This is a genomic window from Hyphomicrobium zavarzinii ATCC 27496 (assembly GCF_000383415.1).
Lineage (GTDB): Bacteria > Pseudomonadota > Alphaproteobacteria > Rhizobiales > Hyphomicrobiaceae > Hyphomicrobium_C > Hyphomicrobium_C zavarzinii.
This window is the reverse complement of record NZ_KB911259.1, coordinates 111,529-130,133: the sequence shown is the minus strand read 5'-3', so window position 1 is coordinate 130,133 and position 18,605 is coordinate 111,529. Positions and strand designations below refer to the sequence as shown.

Sequence of the window (18,605 nt, the reverse complement as noted above, 5' to 3'; positions counted from 1 at the left end):
ATAGCTCGTGCGCGAGAGCTGTCCGCCTCAGCGCTGCACGAACGCCTTCTCGATCACAAAGTCGCCCGGCTCGCCGCTGTTGCCTTCCTCGAAGCCGCGGCTCGCGAAAAGCTGGGTAAGGTCGGCCAGCATGGCGGGGTTGCCGCAGATCATCACGCGGTCCGTTGCGAGGTCGAGGGCCGTGAGGCCGAGATCGTCGAAGAGTTTGCCCGAGGTGATGAGATCCGGAATGCGGCCCTGGCGATGGTAGGGTTCCTGGGTGACGGTGTCGTAGTAGTAGAGTTTGTCGGCGGCCAGCTCACCCAGCAGCTCGTGGTTTTTCACGCCTTCGACGACAGATGCAGCAAAAGCCAGCTCGCCCACCGTGCGGCAGCCTTCGGCCACGATCACGGTGTCGAAGCGCTCGTAGGTCTCCGGATCGCGGAGCACGCTCGCGAACGGGGCGAAGCCGGTGCCGGTGCCTAGCAGGAGCAGACGCGTGCCGGGGCGAAGGTTGCCGAGTAGAAGCGTGCCTGTGGGCTTGGGGCCGATCAGGATCTGATCTCCCGGCTTGATGTGCTGGAGGCGCGAGGTGAGGGGGCCGTCCGGCACCTTGATGCTGAAGAACTCGAGCCAGTCGTCGTAGTAGGCGCTCGCGACGCTGTAGGCGCGGAGCAGCGGGCGGCCTTCGTTCATGAGGCCGATCATCGTGAACTGGCCGCTCTGGAAGCGGAACGACGAGGTGCGGGTGGTGCGGAAGCTGAAAAGATTGTCCGTGTAGTGCGTTACGTCGAGCACTTCCTCAGACAGCATATTGCCCGCAGTCCGGGCGGGCACGGGCTTCTCACGCACGGATGCGCCTTCCGGATCGTCCAGCATGATGGAAGCTCCCTCGTCAGTCCGTAAAGCTCGGTCGTCCTCCGAGCCGCCAGGCTGCGAAGGACGCGTACAATAGTTTGATGTCGCGGAATCCAGCAACCCGCTTGATCCGGATCAAAACCGGCGGATTGTGCGGTTATCGGCCGCGCGCGAGAGGTCGCGGCCGTTTTTGCCTATTATATCAGGCGGCGTCGGCAAGCTTCTGCAGCGTCTCGGTGTTGAGGATGCGCAAGCCTGCGGGCGTTTCCTTGACCGCCCCCTGCTTCTTGAGGCTCAAAAGCGCAGCCCCGAGCTTCTCGATGCTCAAGTCCAGCTTTTCAGCCACGAAACCGGCGGTGATGTCGTCGGAAATCAGCGTGCGATCACGCCCTTCCGGACCGTTGAGGCTCGAAATGGCGAGAAGGAAGTTGGCGACGCGGGCCGCGGCGGGCTGCTCCTCGGCAGACAACGCGCGATCGCGAAGATGATCGAACTCACGCTCGACGGCTGCAGCCAGCCGGAACGACAGGCGGTCGTCGGTTTCAAGCGCGGACGCGAATTCCTCTTCGGAAACGAGGCTTACCACCGTGTCGACCATGGCCTGAGCCGTGCTCACGTGATGGCGCAAATGGCCGAGACCGATGATGTCGCCGGGGAATGCGAATTCGATGACGTCGTGACGTCCGTCTGCCCAAAGCATGTAGTGGCAGATGGCCCCGCGCTCGACGCGGTAGAGCGCACGCTCTTCGCCAGCCTGAAAAAGAATTTCGCTGGTTTCGACGTTCTGAAGCACGGATCCGGATGCCAGCGAGGCGGGATTCAATTTCCCAATTCCCTCACAGGGCAGCTCAATATTTCCAGACCGGCAAACGCTCTCCATAACACTTTACTCCCGTACGCACGGTGGATGTAGGTCTGTCATCCGTCACAATCAAGTCATATTTGGCTTCCCTACCAATCAGTAAGGCTAGCGACCTCACGTTAAATCTCCGTGCAAGTCCGTCAGTTCCCTGGGAAACATCGCTCCTGGCGCGTGCGACGTTTTTGATCAGAAGACACGTCCGAAAACGAGCCGTTTCATACCCTTCCGTGCGCTGATTTAACCATAGAAAGCGCGATTGCGGGAAGAGGGGCTGTGCTTTTTCAGGCCTTGCGCTCGTAGATACGGCTCTCGGTCACGATGCGTTTCATCGGAATATCGTGATCCCGGGGTGTGAAATGGGAAACTTCGGTAAAATCAAATCCGATGCCAATTGCGGCGGGGCGCGGCGTGCGCGCCGCCAAAGTGCGGTCGAAATATCCCCCTCCGTAACCGAGCCGCCAGCAATCGTGAAACCCCACAAGGGGGGCAATCACGACGTCGGGATCGATTGGTTTCTTTTCGACGGGCACGGGAATGTTCCAGAACCCGCGGGTCATGCGTGCGCCGGGTTGCCAAAGCCAATATTCGAGCGGGCTCCGGGGGATGGAAACGACGGGGAGAGCCAGCGCAATGCCGCGGGTCTCGCTCAGGGAGGCGGCCCACTTGAGCAGGTCGATCTCGCGTTTGATCGGCCAATAGAGGCCGAGCACCCTGCAGGGCAGATCCGCAACGGCCTTGTCGAGATTGGCGATCACCTGCCGCGCCATGCCCTGACGGTTCGAAAGGGGGAGGGCGTTGCGCGCTTCGAGCAGGTCCGCGCGCTGGGCTCTCCGCAATGCTTTCCAGTCGTCAGGGGCGGGATCGGGCATGGCGGGATCGGGCATGGCGCGATCGCGAGGCTCTGCTGTCAGGATGCGGGCGCGGTGAATTTGGGTGCTGCGAAGCCCGGGCCTTCACCGCGATGCAGGCAGATGCCGAGGAAGAGGGATTCCGCGATGCGTTCTGCCCGATCAATGAACAAGTCCGCCGCGGCCGCGGGGCATACGCGCCGGGCGGTGGCGCGGAACAGGCCGAGCCAGCGCTCGAAATGGGCCTGCTCGATCTCACTGATAGCGATATGAACGGGCATCGGGCGGCCCTTGAACCGGCCCGTCATCAGCACGACGGACGACCAGAATGCGCAGAGCTTGTCGAGATGCTCGGTCCAGTCGTGCACGCGGGTGTTGAATATGGGGCCGAGGACGGGGTCACGCCGCACTTCGGCGTAGAAACTATGGACGAGATCGTGGATCATGGGTTCCGTGATGCCGACTGGGAGCCCTGGAGCCTTCGGATGAGGTTCGCGCATCATGACGGAGACCACTCTCGTCTTGCATTATAAGATATATTTGTAATACATCTTATTTTCGCTCCGGGTCAAGCCGGTCCCCTTGTGGCATTTCGGCGGGTAACCACCATGAGACTGACAGCTCTCTCCGACTATTCGCTGCGCGTGCTGATGTATCTCGGCACCCGGCCGGATCGCCTTGCCACCATACAAGAGATCGCGGAGGCCTACGACATCTCCGAGAACCACCTCATGAAGGTCGTGCACCGGCTGGCTCAGCACGGCTTCGTGCAGACCGTGCGCGGGCGCGGCGGCGGGCTCAGGCTCAACGGCCCGGCGGAGAAGATCCGCCTCGGCGACGTGGTGCGGGCGGTGGAAGAGGACTTCAGGATCGTGGAGTGCTTCGGGACCGACAACGTCTGCCGTATCACGGACGTATGCCGCCTGAAGATGGTGCTCAACAAGGCGCTGGGGGCTTTTCTCGAGTCGCTCGATGCGTGGACGCTCGCCGATCTCGTCGCCAAGCCCAAGGCGCTCGCCAACGCGCTTTCCATCGACGTGCGTTGAGCCGTCACCGGGTTTCTCTTTCTCCTCCCGTCCTGCTCGCGTTTCCGCGATTTCTTCGAGACCGCAATCATGGCCCTCACGACCCGCCTTACCGAACGCCTCAACCTGCTGCATCCGATCATTTGCGCGCCGATGGCGTTCGCGGCCGGCGGCCGTCTCGCCTCGGCCGTCTCGGCGGCGGGCGGTCTCGGGATGATCGGCGGCGGATACGGGGATGCGGCCTGGCTCCAAGAGCAGCTGAATCTGGTCGAGGGCGAGACGTTCGGATGCGGTTTCATCACCTGGTCGCTGGGCCGCCAGCCGCAGCTTCTGGATCTCGTGCTGGCGCGAAAGCCCAGGGCGATCTTCCTGTCGTTCAGCGATCCGGCGCCGTTCGTCGCCCGGATCAAGAATGCGGGCGCGCTGCTCTTCTGCCAGGTGCAGACGCGGCGTGACGCGGAACGTGCGATCGATTGCGGGGCGGATGTGGTCGTGGCGCAAGGGTCGGAGGCGGGAGGTCACGGCGAAAAGCGCGCGACGTTTACGCTAGTCCCGGAGGTCGCCGATCTCATCGCGCGGCGGGCGCCGGATACGCTGTTGTGCGCCGCTGGCGGCGTGGGTGACGGCCGCGGGCTTGCGGCTGCGCTGATGCTCGGGGCGGACGGCGTTCTCGTTGGCTCGCGGCTTTGGGCTTCGCAGGAGGCCAACGTGGGCCCCAGGATGCACGCCGCCGCACTCGCAGCGACGGGCGACGACACGATCCGCTCGCAGGTCATGGACCTCGCGCGGAAGCTCGACTGGCCGCCCCGCTACACGGCCCGCGTGCTCAAGAACGCCTATACGGATCGCTGGCATGGGCGCGAGCCGGAGCTCATGCAGGTGGCCGACGAGGAGGCCGCGAAGTACCGCAAGGCCTGGGTCGAGGGCGATCCGAACGGCGCCAACACCTTCGTCGGCGAGGCCGTGGGGCTGATCGACGGCATCGCGCCTGCGGGCGACATCATCCGGCGCCTCGTGAAAGAAGCCGAGGAACGGCTCGGGCGCTTCTGCTCCTGACACGCTCGCCCCATCTTGCCCGCTGCCCGGCAATCGGGTTGATAGAAGCGGGGGCAATCATGATGTCATTAGATGCGATCATGATTCGCGTTTTGGGGACGGGCGATGGAGCCTCTGAAGCAATATGGCGTGCTGCCTTTCGTCGAGGGCCCGGCGGGTAAGCTGGTTCTGCTCGTTTCCAGCCGTGGCACCGGCCGCTGGGTGATCCCGAAAGGCTGGCCGAAATCCCATCTTTCCGGGCGCGAGCTTGCGGCGCGCGAGGGCTTCGAGGAGGCCGGCATCGGCGGCAAGGTCGCGGCCGAGCCCATCGGTACGTTCGACTATACGAAGAGGCTGCATTTTCTCGCTTGGGCGCGCTGCCGGGTCGAGGTCTATCTGATGGAAGTAACTCATCAATTCGCGCAGTGGCCGGAGCAGGGAACGCGGCGGCAGACGTGGATCGGTCCTGAGCAGGCGGCCGACATGGTCAAGGAGCGCGGGCTGGCGCAGATCCTGCTCGGGCTTGGCCGCAAGCACGCCGTGAGCGCGCCGCACGCGCTGTAAAAGCGCACTCCACGTTGTGCCGCCCTGGGCTTGCCCATTTTCAGGGCGGTTCGGGACGATCTTCCTGTCGTGCCGCGCGCTTGGCTGCAACGCTTCTCCGAAGAACTGTCGTCGTAAGCGGTTCGTGGTTTGTCTTTCCGTGGGCACTCCCTTATGACCGCGCGCATGACGCGATGGATTTCTTCATGACACCGCAGAACCAGGCGCCGGCGCGAGCCAGGCCAGGCCGGCTGCGTAAGTCGACCCTAGACAAGGATCTCGGGAAGATCGGACGTGTGGAGGACGCCACGCGGCTGGTCACGTTGCCGCTCGTCGCGCCGGGTCTCGCGCTGCTCTTCCTCGTTCTCGCCGGAAGCCTCGCCGTTTTTCATATCGGCGCGCAGTCGAACGCCACTTTCATCGTCGCGGCCGCCGTCATCGGCGGCTACATGGCGCTCACCGTGGGCGCCAACGACGTGGCCAACAACGTGAGCCCGGCCGTGGGGGCGCGCGCCCTGACGATGACCGGGGCTCTGATTCTCGCGGCGATCTTCGAAAGTGCGGGCGCATTGCTCGCGGGCGGAGACGTGGTCGAGACCATCTCGGAGGAGCTCATCCGCGCTTCCGATGTGCCCGACCGCTACACCTTCGTCTGGATCATGATGTCGGGCCTGCTGTCGGCTGCGCTGTGGGTCCATCTCGCGACCCTGGTCGGCGCGCCCATCTCGACCACGCACTCGATTGTCGGCGGCGTTGCGGGCGCGGCCCTGGCGGCGGTCGGTTCCGGGCCTATCAACTGGGCTGTGCTGGGCTCCATCGCAGCGAGCTGGGTCGTCTCGCCGCTTCTCGGCGGCTTTATCGCGGCCCTGTTGCTCGCCCTCATCAAGCTCACGATCATCTACCGGCCGGACAAGATCGCGGCCGCCAGGCGCTGGGTGCCGCTGCTGATCGCGCTGATGGCGGGCTCGTTCACCGCCTATCTGATGGTGAAGGGTCTCGAGCGCGTCTGGACACCGGGCTGGCTCGAGGTCGCGGGTGTCTCAGTGCCGGTGTTTCTGCTCGTCTATGCAGTCGTGAAGCCCTTCATCCGCCGCCAATCCGAAGGGATGGAGAACCGCAACCAGTCGCTGAGGCGCCTGTTCCGCCTGCCCCTCATTTTTTCGGCGGCCCTTCTGTCGTTCGCTCATGGCGCCAACGACGTCGCGAATGCCGTGGGGCCGCTCGCCGCGATCCTGCGCAGCGTCGATCCCGAAGTCGCCAACAGCGGCACCGCGCCGGTCTGGGTGATGATGATCGGTGCGTTCGGCATCAGTGTCGGCATCCTGCTGTTCGGCCCGCGCCTCGTGCGGCTGGTGGGCGACCAGATCACCAAGATGAACCCCATGCGTGGCTATTGCGTTGCGCTGTCGACGGCTCTCACGGTGCTCGTCGCGTCGGGCTTCGGCCTGCCCGTCAGCTCCACGCACATCGCGATCGGCTCCATATTCGGCGTGGGGTTCTTCCGTGAGTACTGGGTGGCGGTCAGCCGGCGCAGGCGCCGTCTCGTTCACATCCACCGGATGCGAATCTCGCAGTCGCCGCATCAGCTCACGTTTTCGGATCAGCAGGAGCTGCGGCGGCGGAAGCTGGTCCGCAGGTCGCATTTCACGACCATCCTTGCCGCATGGGTGATCACCGTGCCCCTGGCCGCAGGCCTTGCGGCGCTGTTGTACACGCTGATCGACTTCGTCCGCTGAAATTGAACTGCGTTCGGGCTAGTGGCGGGGCCTTGCCGGTGGCCTGGATCGGACTTTTGTTGTTCGTTTTCAAAGGCGATTTTTATGCTGCGCTGCACCCATTCAATTCGCTCGGTAGGTGTGCGGATATTTTAATCACCCACGGTCAATAATCTGGATGTTCAAGGGCTAATTACCCGTCGGTTGAGTATCTGGATTACGCACAAAGATGTGGGGTGGCGTTGGAAATGCTGTGTCGCAGCGTGTGGGCACGGTGGGAGAGGCCACCCGTGTGCACGCGGCGCCCGGTCTCGTCGTCGCGCTCGCCGCGTTGCTCGCCCTGACGCTCTCCGTACTCGTTGTTTGGGATCTCGATGCGCCGTCCATGCTGCTCGGGGCATGTGCGCTTCTCTCGCTCGCTCTTTCGGCCGGGGCGCTCGCGCTTGTAAACGCAGGCAAGGAGTCCGCGGTCCGGTTTCGCAATCAGGCGCAATCGTATGAGCAGATCCTTGGCGACAACTTTTTCGTGCTGAGGTCCGGTCCTGACGGACAGGTGCGCGAGGCCAACGACAATTTTCTCAACCGGACCGGATACACGCTCGAGGAGCTCAGGAGCCAGCCGATCGGCGGATTGAGCGCGGGGCTCTATAGCGCCGAATACCTCGCGCACATGTGGGTGACGGTCCAGGCAGGCCAGACGTGGTCGGGCGAATTCTGTGACCGCGCGAAGAACGGTTCCCTGATCTGGTTCAAGGCCATCGTCATTCCCTGGAAGGACAGGCACGGCGACATCGAAAGCTTCACGACCATTGCGGTGGATGTGACGGACCAGAAGAGCGCGGAGGTCGAGCTCAAGCGCGCTCACGCGCGGCTAGAGGCGTTCGTGAAACATGCGCCGGCGGCAGTGGCGATGTTCGACAACGACATGCGCTATGTCGCCCATACCGAGCGCTGGCTCAACGACTACGCCCTCAAGCAGAAATCGCTGGTGGGTCTCAATCACTACGACGTGTTTCCCGAGGTTCCGGTTCATTGGCGCGAGAAGCATCAGCGGCTGCTTCGCGGCGGCGCGGCGGAGCGCAGCGACGAGGAGCGGTTCCGGAGGGCGGACGGCTCGGAGAACATCATCCGCTGGGAGGTTCGCTCCTGGTATATGCCCGACGGCACCGTCGGCGGCATCATCATGCTCACCGAGGAGATCACCGAGCGCAAGAAAATCCAGGACAAGCTCTGGAAGCTCGCGAAGCTCGATCCTCTGACGGAGCTTCCGAACCGGCTCCTGTTCAACGAAACGCTGCGGGATGCCATCGCGGCGGCGAGCGACACCGGCTCCCTGATTGCCGTGGCCTTGATCGATCTCGATCATTTCAAGGAGATCAACGACACGCTCGGCCATGATGCGGGCGACGATCTCCTCAAGGTGGTGGCGGCGCGGTTGCGCAATGTGCTCGACGGGGCCGGCACCATCGCGCGTCTCGGGGGCGACGAGTTCGCCGTGCTCATTCCCGGCCAGGAGAACGACGAGAGCATTCACACGCACGTGGCGGCGATCGAGAGCACGTTCGAAGATCCGATCAACCTGTCCGGGACGCTGCGGTCGTGCAGCGCGAGCATCGGCGTGACGCTGTTTCCGCGCGATGCATCGCAGCCGAGCGACCTGCTCAAGAACGCCGATCTCGCGCTCTACCGTGCCAAGAGCCTGGGGCGCGGCCGGGCGCAGATTTTCACGCCCGACCTGCGAGAAGCCATCGACCGCAGAGTGGAGCTGCAGGAGAACGTTCTGGATGCCATCCAGCGCGACGAATTCGTGCTGTACTTCCAGCCGATCATGCCATCGGACCGGACGGAGCCGCCCTCGTTCGAGGCGCTCTTGCGCTGGCGCCATCCGATGCACGGGCTGCTGTCGCCGGGAAGTTTCGAGGAGGTGCTCGAGGATCCGAAGGTGGCGCTTGCCATCGGTAACCGCGTCATCGATCTCGCGCTCGAGCAGGCGGCGTCGTGGCAGCGCGATGGGTTCCAGTTCGGCCGCGTCGCGGTCAATGTCACGTCGGCGGATTTCGCGTTCGGCTGCTTCGCCACACGGCTCAAGCGGAAGCTCGGCTATTTCAAGGTGGAGCCGAGCAGGCTCTGCATCGAGGTGACCGAGCGCGTGTTTCTGGGAAGCGGTGCTTTGCACGTGAGCGAGGCGCTGGAGCAACTGCACGAGCTTGGCGTGGAGATCGCGCTCGACGATTTCGGCACCGGCTATGCGTCTCTCTCGCACATCAAGGCCTATCCGATCGGACGGCTCAAGATCGATCGCTCGTTCGTCAAGGACATGCAGTCCAACAAGGACAGTCTTTCGATCGTGCAGACGATCGTGCAGCTGGGGCGCGGTCTCGGCCTCTGCACCACGGCGGAAGGCGTCGAGACGGAGGAGCAGGTGATGCTGTTGAGCAGCATGGGTTGCGGCAGCCTGCAGGGCTACTATTTCGCGCGGCCGCTGGCTGCGATGGATGTGCCGCAGTTTCTTCTCGACAAGAGCAAGTTCGGTGCGCTTGTCGCATGAACGGGGCCGCGCCGGGATGCCGCTTCCCGGGTCGATGCTATCAGTTTGATGATCAACTGAAGTCCGCCTTGTCCCCGATCGGGCCGTCCTCGCCATTTGATCCATTGTGCTGATCCGCGGGGCCGTGGCACCTTGCATCCATCAGGGGTGTCAACACGGGGCTCAACGGCCATGCTTCCACGATGTGCGGGTCAGCGGACTGCATTCATGCTCGTTCTCGGCGGTTCTCTGCTCGGGCTCGCCGGTTGCCGCGAGGCGGCGGCGCCGGCGCCGGAGATTCGCCCCGTGCGCACGGTGGTGGTGATGCCGAAGCCGATCGACGATGACCGGCAGGCGGTGGGCGAGATCCGCCCGAGGCAGGAGAGCGACATCGGCTTTCGTGTGGGCGGAAAGGTGATCTCGCGCGCGGTTGACGTGGGCGTCTCGGTGAAGGCAGGTGACCTGCTGGCGCGGCTCGATACGCAGGATTTCGACAACAGGCTGAGATCGGCGGAGGCGGACGTCACATCCGCGGATGCCGTTCTGGTGGAGGCGCGGGCCACGGAGCAGCGGCAGAGCGAGTTGCTCGAGAAGGGCGTCACCACGCATTCGAACTACGATGCTGCCGTGAAGAACCGGCGCTCGTCGGAAGCGAAGCTCGAATCGGCCAAGGCTGCCCTGGACCTCGCCAAGGACCAGCTCGCCTACACCGAGCTGAGGGCCGACTTCGACGGCATCGTGACGGCCGTAGCCGCAGAGCCGGGACAGGTGGTGAATGCCGGGCAGATGGTGGTGCGGCTCGCCAAGCCCGACCAGATCGATGCAGTCTTCAACGTGGCGGAGGCCGCGTTCCGGGATCGCCCCGCAGGCGACCGCCCGGCTGTCCTCGTGAACCTTCTGAGCAGCCCGAGCATCGTGGCCGAAGGGACTGTGCGAGAGGTCTCGCCCGTCGCCGATCCGGTGACGCGCACCTATCAAGTGAAGGTGTCGCTCGAGAATCCGCCGGCCGCCATGCGGTTCGGGGCGAGCGTTCTCGGCCGCCTCAAGGCGACGACGGCGCCCGTCATCGTGCTCCCGGGGAGCGCTCTCTACGACCAGGGCGGGAAGCCTGCCGTGTGGATCTATGACAGCGCCTCTTCCACCGTGAAGCTGAGGCCCGTGCAGGTGTCGCGGTTCGAGACCGATCGCGTCATCGTCAGCGAGGGTGTGAGCCAGGGCGAGGTCGTCGTGACGGCCGGTGTCAACCGTCTGCGCGAAGGCCAGCATGTCCGCCTTCTGGATGGTGCCGGCTCATGAGCAGCACTGATCATTCCGGCGGCTTCAATCTTTCGGATTGGGCGCTCCGCCACAAGAGCCTCGTCGTCTACCTGATGCTGGTCTCCGCGATCGCCGGGTTCTACGCCTATCAGAAGCTCGGACGCGAGGAGGATCCGCCTTTCACCATCAAGACGATGGTGGTGCGGGCGCTGTGGCCGGGCGCGACCACCAGCGACACGCTTCAGCAGGTGACGGACCGCATCGAGAAAAAGCTCGAGGAGCTGCCGCATCTCGATTTTGTGCGCAGCTACACCAAGCCCGGCGACACGCTCGTCTACGTCAATCTTCTGGACAGCACGCCCGCGAGCCTGGTGCCCGATCTCTGGTACCAGGTGCGCAAGAAGATCGGCGACATCAAGAGCCAGCTTCCGGAAGGAATCCAAGGGCCGTTCTTCAACGACGAGTTCGGCGACACCTACAGCATCGTCTACGCCTTCACGTCCGACGGCTTCTCGCCGCGCGAGGTGCGCGATCAGCTCGAGATCGTGCGCACGGAGTTGTTGCGGGTGCCGGACGTCGCAAAAGTCGATTTTATCGGCACGCAGGACGAGAAGATCTATCTCGAATTCTCGACGCAGCAGATGGCGGCGCTCGGGATCGACGCGGCGAGCCTGATGGACAGCCTCGAATCCCAGAATGCCATCGTGCCGAGCGGCACTTTGGATGCGGGTGCGGAGCGGATCTCCGTTCGCGTTTCGGGCAGCTTCGATTCCGAGGAGAACCTCAAGGCGATCAATTTCCGCTCCGGGGATCGCGCCTACAAGCTTTCCGACATCGCCACGGTGCGCCGGGGCTACGTGGACCCGCCGCAGCCGATGTTCCGCTACAACGGCGAGCCGGCCATCGGACTTGCGGTCTCCATGTCCCAGGGCGGCGACGTGCTTGCGCTCGGCGAAGCGATCAAGGAGAGGATGGCGGAAATAGAGGCCAACCTTCCCATCGGTCTCGAGCCACACCTCGTCTCCAACCAGCCGCATGTGGTGGAGGAGGCGGTCGGCGAGTTCACCAAGACGCTGTGGGAAGCCATTGCCATCGTGCTCGGCGTAAGCTTCCTGGCACTCGGCTGGCGGCCGGGCATCGTGGTGGCAGTCGCCATTCCCCTGGTGCTCGCCGTCACGTTCGCGGCCATGATGTACTTCGGCATCTCGCTGCAGCGCATCTCACTCGGCGCCCTGATCATCGCGCTCGGGCTGCTCGTCGACGACGCCATGATCGCGGTCGAGATGATGATCTCGAAATTGGAGGAGGGGGCGGACAAGATATCCGCCGCGACCTATGCCTATACGTCTACCGCCTTCCCGATGCTCACGGGAACGCTGGTGACGATCGCGGGCTTCGTGCCGGTGGGGTTCGCAAAGAGCAGCGCGGGCGAATACTGCTTCACGCTCTTCGCCGTGGTCGGTATCGCGCTCATCGTGTCGTGGGTGGTGGCCGTGCTGTTCACGCCGCTGACGGGTGTATTCATCCTGCCGGACAAGATGAAGTCTCATAATGCCCACGGAGCTCCGAGCCGCTTCTCGCGATTGCTGGACCGGCTGCTGCGGGCCAAATACGCGGTGCTGGCCGGTACGGTCGCTGCGTTCCTGCTTGCGCTCGTGGGCATGCGTTTCGTGCAGCAGCAGTTCTTCCCGGCCTCCGACCGGCCCGAGCTGTTGATCAACGTCACGCTTCCACAGGGAGCCTCGCTCAACGCGACGCAGGATACGGTCAAGCGCATGGAGAGCGTGCTCAAGGCCGATCCCGACATCGACTTCTGGACGTTCTATGTGGGGCAGGGAGCCGTGCGCTTCTATCTGCCGCTCGACGCGCAGCTCGCCAACAGCTTCTTCGCGCAGGCGGTGGTCGTGACGAAGGGCTTCAAGGAGCGCCCCGGCGTGCAGCAGCGCCTCGAGCAGGCCTTCGCGACCGGATTCGAGGACGCGATGATCCGCGTGAGCCCGCTCGAGCTCGGGCCGCCGGTCGGCTGGCCTCTCAAGTTCCGCGTGAGCGGGAACGATCCCGAGAAGGTCCGCGATTACGCGCTGGCGTTCGCGGGGGTGATCGGCGCCAACTCGAATGTCGCGAACATCAATTTCGACTGGGGTGAGATGGCCAAGGCGGTCAAGGTCGAGATCGACCAGGACCGGGCGCGCGCCGTCGGGCTCACGTCGCGTCAGATCGCGAGCAACATCAATTCCGTGCTCTCGGGCACCACGATCACGCAAGTGCGCGACCATACCTACCTCGTTGACGTGGTGGCGCGGGCGATCGAGGGCGAGCGGGCCAAGCTCGATACGCTGCGGAGCCTGCGGCTCGCGACGCCGCAGGGCGGAAACGTGCCGCTGGCGCAGGTGGCCTCGCTCTCCTACACGCTGGAGCCGCCGCTGATCTGGCGCCGCCAGCGCCAGCCGACCGTCACGGTGCAGGCAGACGTCGCGCCGGGCCTCGAGGCTATGACCGTGGTGCGCCAGCTCGACAAGGACATCGCGGCCTTCCGCGCCACGCTGCCGCCGGGTTACGCGGTGACCGTCGGCGGAACGGTGGAGGACAGCGGCAAGGCGCAGGCCAGCATCTTCGCGGTGTTCCCGCTGATGCTGCTTCTGATGATCACGATCCTCATGGTGCAGCTCCGCAGCTTCCAGAAGCTCGTCATGGTGCTGCTCACGGCGCCTCTCGCCGTGATCGGCGTTGCGGCGTCTCTCCTGCTGTTCAACGTTCCGATGGGATTCGTCGCAATCCTCGGCGTCATCTCGCTCGCGGGCATGGTGATCCGCAACTCGGTGATCCTGATCGAGCAGATCGATCAGCACATCGCGGCGGGTGAGCCTCAGTGGGAGGCTGTGATCAGCGCCACGCAGCATCGTCTGCGGCCGATCCTGCTCACGGCCGCGGCAGCCATCCTGGGCATGATCCCGATCGCGCCCACGGTGTTCTGGGGGCCGATGGCGTTCGCGGTGATCGGAGGCCTGATGGTGGCGACGCTGCTGACGCTGATCTTCCTGCCAGCGCTCTACGTGACGTGGTTCGGGATCGTGCCGCCGGACGGGGCGGCACCGTCAGGTGTCGCTTCGCGCGGAGAGAGCGGCGTGCTCGCCGGTGCGGCGTGATGGGTCAACGCTCGTACACGTAGGTGCCGGGAGCCGGTTCGAGACGGGTCGGGTTTGCGCCGCTCAACCCCATGCGCGGCGGCGCGACCTTGCGGCCGGAGGATCTTTCCTCGAGCCAGGCGATCCAGGCAGGCCACCAGGATCCCTGCTGGCGCGGCGTTTCCGCGAACCAGTGGTCGGGATCCACGTAAGCGTCGGTCGCCTGACGGGTGGCGATGCGGAAGGCGCGTTTGGAATTGGCCGGCGGGGAGACGACGCCTGCGTTGTGGCCGCCTGTCGTCAAAGCAAACGTCACGGGTGCGTCCGTAAACAGGTTGAGCTTGTAGACGCTCTTCCACGGCGCGACGTGGTCGGTCTCGGTGCCGATCACGAAGAACGGCGTGCGGATGTTGGTGAGCGCGATGGGCCGGCCTTCGACCTTGTAGTGGCCGCCGCTCAGCTCGTTGTCGAGGTAGAGGTGGCGCAAGTACTCGCCGTGCATGCGCGCCGGCATGCGTGTCGCGTCGGAGTTCCACGCCATCAGGTCCGACATGGGCATACGTTCGCCCATCAGATAGTCGCGCACGATGCGTGACCAGATGAGATCGTTCGAGCGCAGGAGCTGAAAGGTGCCTGCCATCTGGAAGCCTTCGAGATACCCCTGCTCGTGCATGGTGTCCTCGAGGAAGGCGATCTGGCTCTCGCTGATGAAGAGCGTAAGCTCGCCCGCATCCACGAAATCCACCTGCGCCGCGAAGAGGCTAAGGCTCTTGAAGCGCTTGCTCTCGGCGCCCATCGCAGCGGCCGCGATGGTGAGCAACGTGCCGCCGAGACAATAGCCGACGCCGTGCACCTGCTCGCCGGGGACGATGCGCTCAACTGTTTCAAGCGCGGCCATGACGCCGTGCCTGCGGTAGTCGTCCATGCCGTAGTCGCGCTCGCGTGCGGTCGGGTTCTTCCACGAGATCATGAAGACGGTGAAGCCCTGGTCGCAGAGGTATTTGACGAGCGAGTTCTCGGGCGACAGGTCGAGGATGTAGTATTTCATGATCCAGGCCGGCACGATGAGGACCGGCTCGGCATGGACCTTCGCCGTCGTCGGCTCGTACTGGATCAGCTCGATGAGGTCATTGCGGAAGACCACCTTGCCGGGCGTGATGGCGATGTTCTCGCCGACCTTGAAGTTCTCGGCGCCGACCGGCGGCTGTCCGGTCCAGACGCGATCCAGATCCTCGAAAAGGTTCTTGGTGCCGCGGACGAGATTGCCGCCCATCTGGGACACGGTCTCGTTCAGCACGACCGGATTGGTCGCGATGAAGTTGCTGGGTGCGGCCATATCGAGGAGCTGACGGGCGACGAAGCTGGCCACGCGCATATGCGGCTCCGTCATGCCATGGACGTCGTTGGTTGCGGTGTCCCACCAGGATTGCTCGAGCAGGAAGGCGTCGCGGATCAGGTTGAAGGGCCAGATGTTCCACTCGGGAGCACGGAAGCGCTTGTCGGTCGCCTCGGTAGTTTCCGCTTGCGGCTTTTCCTGCGTGTAGGCGGCCGTCATCACCTCTCGCAGCAGATGAGTGGATTTGACGAATGCCTGCTGGGCGAGCTCGGTCTGTTTGCCTGGGGAAGCGGTGAGATGAACCAGCCAGTCGAAATAGACCTCGGCAAGGGCTGCAGGGGCGAGGCCGAGTGTGAAGCGCGAGATCAGAAAGTTGAGAGAGCGGTCGATTGCGCGGCCGCAGCCGGGGACGAACATTCCAGGGATGCAGGGTATCGGCAAGCTCGCGTGCACGTGCGGAGCATGGTGAGGCTTTTCATGCGGGGCACGGGCTGACGGGGCGTGCGGCATCTCGCGGTGCACCGGCTCGCCGGCTGGGGCGGCAGCAGGACTTGCTTCGGGCGATGCGATTTCGTCTTTGCGACGGGCGGAGGTGCCGTTTGTCATCGATGAGCCTCGCGCTATCTGGCTTTGGGATGCGAATGGTATTCATCCCTCAAATAGTAATACAAGCTCTCGTCCGTAGGGCAGATTGCTCATATCTCCGATGAAGATGCCTCGAAGCTCGCTTCGAGGCTGTGAGCGGCTCACCGGCAGACCAGGACCGGGATGGTGCTGTTGGTCAGGACCTTGATCGCCTGGCTGCCGAGGAGGAAGCGCATCAGGCCTCGCCGTCCGTGTGAGGCCATCACAATCACGTCGCAGCCGCGCTGACCGGCGGTTTCGATGATGCCTTCGGCGGGGAACTGGTCTTTCACGTGCAGCGTCGCGCAGGTAACGCCTTGCGCTTTGGCCTGGGTGTCGACCGCCGAGAGAATGCGGGCGGCGTTGGTGGCGACGCTTTCCTCGTATTCGTGAATGGGGAAAGCCATGGCGACCTCGCCCGGAGCCACGGCGGCCCATGGCTCCGTCACGTTGATCACCGTCACCTGTGCTCCGAGCCCTTTGGCGAGTTCCAGCCCCTGGGTCACCGCCTTCTGGGCAAGCTCCGAGCCGTCCGTTGCAATCAATATGTGCTTGAACATGTGCTTTGGCTCCTGGCTTTAGCGGCAATCGCTATCGATGCAGGCATCATAGCCGGGCGCGCCTGCTCGAATTGTTGACCGCAATCAACGTTTGGGGCGTCCGATTTGCTCCCCGTTTTGTGAGACAGCCTTTGAGGGGCCTGCGGAAAATCGGGGTTCGTCAGAGAGACACCCTAGGTCGTCACAGCACGATGGCGCCTAGTGCGCACGCCGGGCGGCTCCTGGGGCCTGCCTCCGCTACCCAGCGGAAGACCTCCGGTGCGGCGCGACAACGGGATGCGGGATCATTGCATTTTTTGCGGTGGCAATGGTTGCTCTTAAGGGCCGGCTCGGGTAGATGATCGCAGCGCGCGGTTCGGGTCGCTTCGCCCGCGCGTGTTTCTGCCGTTCTCCAAGGTGAACGGTCTCGGTCGTCCGAGGGCGGGGTTCCGCTTAAGGCGCTGAAAATAAAGCGATATATCGGGTCGCTGCCGTAGCTCAGTGGTAGAGCACTCCCTTGGTAAGGGAGAGGTCGCAAGTTCAATCCTCGCCGGCAGCACCAGCTTTTCCTCTTAAATTCAGATACTTGTCGTGACTCGGTGTTCGAGATTGCCCTTACACGGGGCAAGGCAGGATGCAGTTTCCGTCGTGTTTACCACTTGGTCTTGAGCGACATGGCTATGATGTCGGCGGACTGGTCGGCATAGCCGACGAAGCGCCGGACCGGGGCAGTGGGGCCTGCGGGTGTCGTCGTCAGGCTATCGATGGGGGCGTCGTCGAAGAAGATGTGGGTGTAGGCAAAGTCGAAGGCCGTGGTTGCGCTGAAGGCATAGGTCGCCCCCAAGCTCAGCCAGACGCGGTCGCTGTCGGCGACGTTGATCTTTCTCTGATCGGCGTCGCGGATCGGCGAGATTTCATAAGCCGCTCCCGCGCGGAGCGTGAGCTCCTTCGTGTAGTCCCATTCACCGCCGAGCGCGAAGAACCAGCCGTCGTTCCAGTGGAAATCGAGAACGTTGAGGGTGTGGCCGGGCGTTACTGGCTGGGCCGCGATCCCGCCGGTCGACTGCGCTATGAAGTCGACCTGGTCCAGGCGGCTCCAATTGGACCATTCCACCGAGCCGAGCAGCCGCGTGTCCTGGCCCATTGCCTGGCGCAGGCTGAGCGTTGCGATCTCCGGTGTCTGAAGCTTGGCCTTGAAATCCACCGACTTGAAGGGAACCGTGCCGAGCATGGTTCCGGTCGTCAGGTACCCACTGGCTAGTCTCGCCTCTCCGTCTACCTCATGGGAGACGGCCGAGCGAAACCCGACGCCGATATCGGTGCCGCTTACCGGCTGCCACATCATACCGGCGGTGAAGCCGACGCCGATGTCGTCGCCATCGAGCGCGGACGTCGATTGCGGCGGGGCGAGGCCACCCGACGGGTTAGCCTTGATGGTCAGCGACAAGTACTGGATCTGTGGGCCGGCGCCGAAGGAAAGATGCGGGGTGAGCTGATACGAGGCGATCGGGTTGACGTTGATCGTGAAGAGCTCGGAGCTGCGGTAGTGATATTGGCCCGCCCACGTGGCGTTATCGGCCTTGTTCTTCGATCCGAACGGCGAGGTGATCGACAGGCCGAGCACCAGCCTGTCGTTGGCGCGCCATGCCGCATAGGAGGAGCCGACGAGGGCAAGCGGATCGATCTGGATACGGTTATCGACCAGGGTGGTTGAGGCCGGGAGCGCGGATCCGGGAAGCACACTTACGCTTTCAGCCTGGACGTCGAAATCCGCGTGAATGAGGGCGTAGTGGCTTTCGGACGTCAATCCATAGCCGGCGGACGACATCGCGGCTGGGTTCCAGAAGCTCGCGCTGAGATCGCCACCGGCGGCAGCGCCTGCAAAGGAGGCGCCCTGGGCGGAGGCCGATTGCTCGCGAATGGCCAAGCCGCCCGCCATCGCCTCGCCAGAGATCGCGACGGCGGACCACACGGCGATTGCGCCCTTCACGACCGCCTCACTCCGCCGCCGCGATGCGGATTCGGTGTCCCTGCCGCGTTTCATTGACCTTCTCCCCGCCAAGTGTGTTTTTTATTTCAGCCGTTCTCGTGCTGAATCGATTTTTGCTGCGTGCTTCGTGCAGGAACAAAGTTTTGTTATTCTGATTACAAATATATTAATTCTCTAAAGGACTGCGGTGCAGCATTTTTCGGAAAGTCCGGTTTTTGCCGGATTTGGCGGAATGGCACGGTTCATTGTTGCTGCAAGCTATGAATCTTGCGCGCGCAGTCTCAAACTCGGCGTGGTTGCCGGTGGTGCCGATGCGGCCTTGCGAATGTGCGGGGGGTAGTC

General features: G+C 63.7%; 14 protein-coding genes and 1 tRNA gene. 8 read left to right on the top strand and 7 right to left on the bottom strand.

The features are described 5' to 3' along the window. Positions 1-27 precede the first annotated feature (27 nt). The 4 genes from F812_RS0114930 to F812_RS0114915 form a co-directional block, all read right to left on the bottom strand. Positions 28-792, bottom strand: a complete 765-nt coding sequence (locus tag F812_RS0114930) for a ferredoxin--NADP reductase (protein WP_026868153.1) — start codon at positions 790-792, stop codon at positions 28-30. Between the two features lie 247 nt (positions 793-1,039). After that, complete coding sequence (locus F812_RS0114925; protein WP_020086787.1) at positions 1,040-1,660, bottom strand: Crp/Fnr family transcriptional regulator; 621 nt, start codon at positions 1,658-1,660, stop codon at positions 1,040-1,042. A gap of 320 nt (positions 1,661-1,980) precedes the next feature. Next, positions 1,981-2,583: a 5-formyltetrahydrofolate cyclo-ligase gene (locus F812_RS0114920; RefSeq protein WP_020086786.1), complete on the bottom strand. Its 603-nt coding sequence runs from the start codon at positions 2,581-2,583 to the stop codon at positions 1,981-1,983. Positions 2,584-2,606: 23 nt separating this feature from the next. Beyond that, positions 2,607-3,050 (bottom strand): group III truncated hemoglobin, encoded by a 444-nt coding sequence (locus F812_RS0114915; protein ID WP_020086785.1) that lies wholly within the window; start codon positions 3,048-3,050, stop codon positions 2,607-2,609. Positions 3,051-3,155: 105 nt separating this feature from the next. Between F812_RS0114915 and F812_RS0114910 the strand changes: the two genes are divergently transcribed. The 7 genes from F812_RS0114910 to F812_RS0114875 all read left to right on the top strand — a co-directional run bounded on the left by F812_RS0114910 (position 3,156) and on the right by F812_RS0114875 (position 13,795). Further along, positions 3,156-3,593 carry an RrF2 family transcriptional regulator gene (locus F812_RS0114910; protein WP_020086784.1) on the top strand — a complete coding sequence of 146 codons (438 nt, stop codon included), beginning with the start codon at positions 3,156-3,158 and terminating at the stop codon, positions 3,591-3,593. Positions 3,594-3,662: 69 nt separating this feature from the next. Further along, the gene (locus F812_RS0114905; protein ID WP_020086783.1) at positions 3,663-4,628 is read left to right on the top strand and encodes an NAD(P)H-dependent flavin oxidoreductase; all 966 of its coding nucleotides are present in this window, start codon (positions 3,663-3,665) and stop codon (positions 4,626-4,628) included. A 105-nt stretch (positions 4,629-4,733) separates the two neighbouring features. Continuing rightward, a complete protein-coding gene (locus tag F812_RS24070; RefSeq protein WP_020086782.1) occupies positions 4,734-5,171 on the top strand; it encodes an NUDIX hydrolase in 438 nt (145 codons plus the stop codon). Positions 5,172-5,356: 185 nt separating this feature from the next. Next, on the top strand, positions 5,357-6,886 hold the full coding sequence (locus F812_RS0114895; protein ID WP_198011207.1) for an inorganic phosphate transporter: 1,530 nt from the start codon (positions 5,357-5,359) through the stop codon (positions 6,884-6,886). A 232-nt stretch (positions 6,887-7,118) separates the two neighbouring features. Beyond that, positions 7,119-9,413: a putative bifunctional diguanylate cyclase/phosphodiesterase gene (locus tag F812_RS0114890; protein WP_020086780.1), complete on the top strand. Its 2,295-nt coding sequence runs from the start codon at positions 7,119-7,121 to the stop codon at positions 9,411-9,413. A 207-nt stretch (positions 9,414-9,620) separates the two neighbouring features. Continuing rightward, positions 9,621-10,688, top strand: coding sequence for an efflux RND transporter periplasmic adaptor subunit (locus F812_RS0114880; RefSeq protein ID WP_020086778.1), 1,068 nt, complete (start codon positions 9,621-9,623; stop codon positions 10,686-10,688). Next, positions 10,685-13,795, top strand: coding sequence for an efflux RND transporter permease subunit (locus F812_RS0114875; RefSeq protein ID WP_020086777.1), 3,111 nt, complete (start codon positions 10,685-10,687; stop codon positions 13,793-13,795). Before F812_RS0114880 ends, F812_RS0114875 begins: the two co-directional genes overlap by 4 nt. Positions 13,796-13,799: 4 nt before the next feature. On the opposite strand, the gene F812_RS0114870 is transcribed toward F812_RS0114875, so the two are convergent. Next, entirely contained in the window at positions 13,800-15,527 is a 1,728-nt protein-coding gene (locus F812_RS0114870; protein ID WP_020086776.1) for a PHA/PHB synthase family protein, read from the bottom strand. A 329-nt stretch (positions 15,528-15,856) separates the two neighbouring features. After that, the gene (locus F812_RS0114865; RefSeq protein WP_020086775.1) at positions 15,857-16,294 is read right to left on the bottom strand and encodes a universal stress protein; all 438 of its coding nucleotides are present in this window, start codon (positions 16,292-16,294) and stop codon (positions 15,857-15,859) included. Positions 16,295-16,760: 466 nt separating this feature from the next. On the opposite strand from F812_RS0114865, the gene F812_RS0114860 reads away from it, so the two are divergent. Beyond that, positions 16,761-16,835 (top strand) — tRNA-Thr (locus F812_RS0114860). Between the two features lie 90 nt (positions 16,836-16,925). Here F812_RS0114860 and F812_RS24065 read toward each other — a convergent pair. After that, positions 16,926-18,317 (bottom strand): OmpP1/FadL family transporter, encoded by a 1,392-nt coding sequence (locus tag F812_RS24065; RefSeq protein ID WP_020086774.1) that lies wholly within the window; start codon positions 18,315-18,317, stop codon positions 16,926-16,928. Positions 18,318-18,605 lie beyond the last annotated feature (288 nt).

Coding starts and splice junctions, on each gene's coding strand:
- F812_RS0114930 (WP_026868153.1), bottom strand. CDS start 792: ATGCTGTCTGAGGAAGTGCTCGACGTAACGCACTACACGGACAATCTT.
- F812_RS0114920 (WP_020086786.1), bottom strand. CDS start 2,583: ATGCCCGATCCCGCCATGCCCGATCCCGCCCCTGACGACTGGAAAGCA.
- F812_RS0114915 (WP_020086785.1), bottom strand. CDS start 3,050: ATGATGCGCGAACCTCATCCGAAGGCTCCAGGGCTCCCAGTCGGCATC.
- F812_RS0114910 (WP_020086784.1), top strand. CDS start 3,156: ATGAGACTGACAGCTCTCTCCGACTATTCGCTGCGCGTGCTGATGTAT.
- F812_RS0114905 (WP_020086783.1), top strand. CDS start 3,663: ATGGCCCTCACGACCCGCCTTACCGAACGCCTCAACCTGCTGCATCCG.
- F812_RS24070 (WP_020086782.1), top strand. CDS start 4,734: ATGGAGCCTCTGAAGCAATATGGCGTGCTGCCTTTCGTCGAGGGCCCG.
- F812_RS0114895 (WP_198011207.1), top strand. CDS start 5,357: ATGACACCGCAGAACCAGGCGCCGGCGCGAGCCAGGCCAGGCCGGCTG.
- F812_RS0114880 (WP_020086778.1), top strand. CDS start 9,621: ATGCTCGTTCTCGGCGGTTCTCTGCTCGGGCTCGCCGGTTGCCGCGAG.
- F812_RS0114875 (WP_020086777.1), top strand. CDS start 10,685: ATGAGCAGCACTGATCATTCCGGCGGCTTCAATCTTTCGGATTGGGCG.
- F812_RS0114870 (WP_020086776.1), bottom strand. CDS start 15,527: ATGTTCGTCCCCGGCTGCGGCCGCGCAATCGACCGCTCTCTCAACTTT.
- F812_RS0114865 (WP_020086775.1), bottom strand. CDS start 16,294: ATGTTCAAGCACATATTGATTGCAACGGACGGCTCGGAGCTTGCCCAG.
- F812_RS24065 (WP_020086774.1), bottom strand. CDS start 18,317: ATGAAACGCGGCAGGGACACCGAATCCGCATCGCGGCGGCGGAGTGAG.